Origin of the sequence: Pontibacter sp. BAB1700 (assembly GCF_000277005.1) — a bacterium.
GTDB lineage: Bacteria > Bacteroidota > Bacteroidia > Cytophagales > Hymenobacteraceae > Pontibacter > Pontibacter lucknowensis.
In genome coordinates this window covers 1-3,264 of sequence record NZ_AKIS01000224.1, presented here as the reverse complement: position 1 = coordinate 3,264, position 3,264 = coordinate 1, and the positions used below count along the sequence as shown (strand labels likewise).

The following is a 3,264-nucleotide window of genomic DNA, read 5'->3' as shown; positions in this document are numbered from 1 at the left end:
CCGCCACCACACCTCTTGCCCGCGAACCGCCCACCGCCACAGGCTTGCCGCGCAACTCGGGGTTGTCGCGTTGCTCCACGGAAGCAAAAAAGGCGTCCATGTCGATGTGGATGATCTTGCGGATAGGCATGACTACAAAGATAAGAGTTTAGTAGTTGAGGAGATTGAGAGTTGAGGAGTTAAAGTTTGAAGCGACGTCACATTTTAACTTCGTATACCTGTTTGAAGGATTATTGAACTTCGTAATCGTAATCTACATTCATTTCCGTTTTGCTGGAGCACCCTTCAATGGCAGAAGTAGGGCAAGCTTTCCGAAGTATGCCTGATGCCAATCCAGGAGTATTTTTATACCTGCTGTATTTCCCTTTAATCTAAAGGGCAATTCCATCACGACAATAAACACGTACAGGTATACAGGATGCATAAAACAGACACGACAACACGGACACTACTGGACTTTATTGGTAATACCCCTTTGGTGGAGTTAAGGAATATATCTCCAAACCCAAATGTGAAACTATTGGCCAAACTGGAGGGAAATAACCCCGGCGGCAGCGTGAAGGACCGTGCGGCCTATGGTATGATCAAAGGGGCGCTGGATAGGGGAGAACTGACCAAAGGAATCAAGCTGATCGAAGCCACCAGTGGGAATACAGGTATAGCACTGGCCATGATCGCGCAGTTCTTCGGCGTGGAGATTGAGTTGGTGATGCCCGCCAGCGCCACGCCCGAACGGGTAAAGACCATGGAGGCCTATGGCGCGAAAGTAACCCTAACCCCAGCCGAAGGCTCCATGGAGGCCGCCATCGACTATGTGCGCAACAAAGAAGCGGGTGGCGGCTACCTCGTGCTCAACCAGTTCGGCAACCCGGACAATTACGGGGCTCACTACCGCAGCACCGGCCCGGAGATCTGGCGCGACACCGAGGGGGCAGTCACACATTTTGTGTCGGCCATGGGTACAACGGGCACCATCATGGGAGTATCCCGTTACCTGAAAGAGCAAAACCCGGCTGTGCAGATCGTAGGCACCCAGCCCGTGGAAGGCTCTCAAATTCCCGGCATCAGGCGCTGGCCACAGGCGTACCTGCCCAAAATATTCGAGCGGGAGCGGGTCGACCGCATACTGGACGTATCGCAGCAGGAGGCAACCGCCATGACCCGCCGACTGGCCCGGGAAGAGGGTGTGTTCGCCGGCATGAGCAGCGGCGGCGCAGTGGCAGCGGCCACCCGCTTGATCTCCGAACTGAAAGAAGGCGTGGTCGTCTGTATTATCTGTGACCGGGGAGACCGCTACCTGTCCTCCGAACTGTTCAATTAAAACCCTGGCCTGCTAAATGAGGTTAAATTGTTTGACTCTGTTACCAATTAAATACCATAAACTATGAAAGTATTATTTGTATTGACCTCACACGATCAATTAGGTGACACCGGCAAGAAAACTGGCTTCTGGGTAGAGGAGTTTGCCGCGCCCTACTATACGCTGGCCGATGCCGGCGTGAAAGTGGACCTTGCCTCCCCAAAAGGAGGACAGCCGCCAATCGACCCGAAAAGCACAGAAAAAGATGCGCAGACGGAGGCCACAAGGCGCTTCTACGAGGATGACGACCTGCAACACAAACTTTCTAAAACCAAAAAGCTGAGTGAGGTGAAAGCCGATGACTACGATGCTGTCTTCTTTCCGGGAGGGCATGGTCCGCTATGGGATCTCGCTACTGACAAAGATTCCATCCGTTTAATTGAGTCTTTTGCCAAACAGCAGAAACCGGTTGCGGCCGTTTGCCATGGTCCGGCCGCCTGATGCAGGCCAAAGGCGCGGATGGCGAGCCGCTCGTGAAGGGCAAAAAAGTGGCAGGCTTTACGAACACCGAAGAGGAGGCTGTGCAGTTGACCAATGTGGTTCCTTTTCTGGTGGAGGACCGTTATCAGGAACTGGGCGGCATCTACTCCAAGGCCGACGATTGGCAGCCCTATGTTGTGACAGACGGCTTACTGATCACTGGCCAGAACCCCGCCTCTTCGGAACCGGCGGCTGAGGCTTTGCTTAAAATGCTGAAAAAAGAGAAGGCGGCTTAATCGGGTAAGTTTCCGTATACCTTACTATCAGTGTAGCGTGAAAATCCCACCCAATCCAGTCTTGGAAACGGTGGGATTTTTATGTTAAGCAGAGAAGGCATGTCAAGCTATCTGAAACAATCCGATAGGTGTTAGGGTAATTGATGTATATACATTATTTTGCAGTCGATCTAGATTTAACCTTATGCGAAAGATAAAGAAGTTACATAAAGCAGTATATGCCCCCATGGATGACCTGGTAACCTACCGGGCCATACCTACGCGCGAAGTGGAGTACATCGACCCCTTCCTTTTCCTGAATCACCACGGTCCGCAGGTATACAAGGCCGGCAACAGAGGACTGCCTTTCGGTCCGCACCCGCACCGTGGTTTCGAAACACTGACCTTTATACTCGATGGCGATATCATGCACCAGGATACGGGGGGTGGCAAGGATATCATTGAGGCTGGTGGCGTGCAGTGGATGACAGCCGGTAGCGGCCTGATCCATGCGGAGGTGTCGTCAGATAAATTCAAGCAGGAGGGAGGGCCGCTGGAAATACTCCAGCTGTGGTTCAACCTGCCTGCCCAGCACAAAATGACCTCACCAAAGTACATTGGGCTGCAGAAAGACAAGATTCCGGTTGTAGAACTTGACAACGGCAAAGTACGGGTAAACGTGATCTCAGGCAGTTGGGGCGAGGTGCAGGCGCCTATCCAGAATCTGAGCGACATTCACATCGTGAGCATTGAGCTGCAGAAAGGCGGAGAGTTCGTCTACAACATCCCTGCAGAGCGCAACATCTTCTTCTATGTAGCGCGCGGCACCGTGAAGGTAAATGGCCAGACAGCTGAGAAACTTACCCTGGTAGAATTTGACAATGAAGGCAAAGAAGTGAAAGTCGAGGCATCCGAGGATGCTTATATTCTCTTCGGCCATGCTCAGCCGTTCAACGAACCTGTTGTATCACACGGACCATTTGTGATGAACACCGAAGAAGAGATTCACCAGGCCTTCCGCGACTACCAGATGGGTAAAATGGGAACCTGGGATTAGGGAGTTTGAGAGTTGAGGAGTTTAAATGTAGCGACGTTACACCGTAACGTCGTGGTGCTACGGAGCTTTACCGTTTCATTGCAGGTACAGGTCTTGATCTGTCCGAAACGTGCACCAAAATCCTAATGGTCAACGACACTTCATAATAAAAA

At 51.9% G+C, this 3,264-nt stretch carries 2 protein-coding genes and 2 pseudogenes; 3 read left to right on the top strand and 1 reads right to left on the bottom strand.

What is annotated here, in order from left to right:
* A pseudogene (locus O71_RS22870) lies at nucleotides 1-130 on the bottom strand (DNA polymerase IV); the annotation flags it as partial.
* Nucleotides 131-418: 288 nt separating this feature from the next.
* On the opposite strand from O71_RS22870, the gene cysM reads away from it, so the two are divergent.
* The 3 genes and pseudogenes from cysM (at nucleotide 419) to O71_RS20345 (ending at nucleotide 3,112) form a co-directional block, all read left to right on the top strand.
* Nucleotides 419-1,321, top strand: coding sequence for a cysteine synthase CysM (cysM, locus tag O71_RS20355; protein WP_040575014.1), 903 nt, complete (start codon nucleotides 419-421; stop codon nucleotides 1,319-1,321).
* 63 nt (nucleotides 1,322-1,384) lie between these two features.
* Nucleotides 1,385-2,076: pseudogene (locus O71_RS20350) on the top strand (type 1 glutamine amidotransferase domain-containing protein).
* Nucleotides 2,077-2,260: 184 nt separating this feature from the next.
* Nucleotides 2,261-3,112: a pirin family protein gene (locus tag O71_RS20345; RefSeq protein WP_040575012.1), complete on the top strand. Its 852-nt coding sequence runs from the start codon at nucleotides 2,261-2,263 to the stop codon at nucleotides 3,110-3,112.
* Nucleotides 3,113-3,264 lie beyond the last annotated feature (152 nt).

Coding starts and splice junctions, on each gene's coding strand:
- cysM (WP_040575014.1), top strand. CDS start 419: ATGCATAAAACAGACACGACAACACGGACACTACTGGACTTTATTGGT.
- O71_RS20345 (WP_040575012.1), top strand. CDS start 2,261: ATGCGAAAGATAAAGAAGTTACATAAAGCAGTATATGCCCCCATGGAT.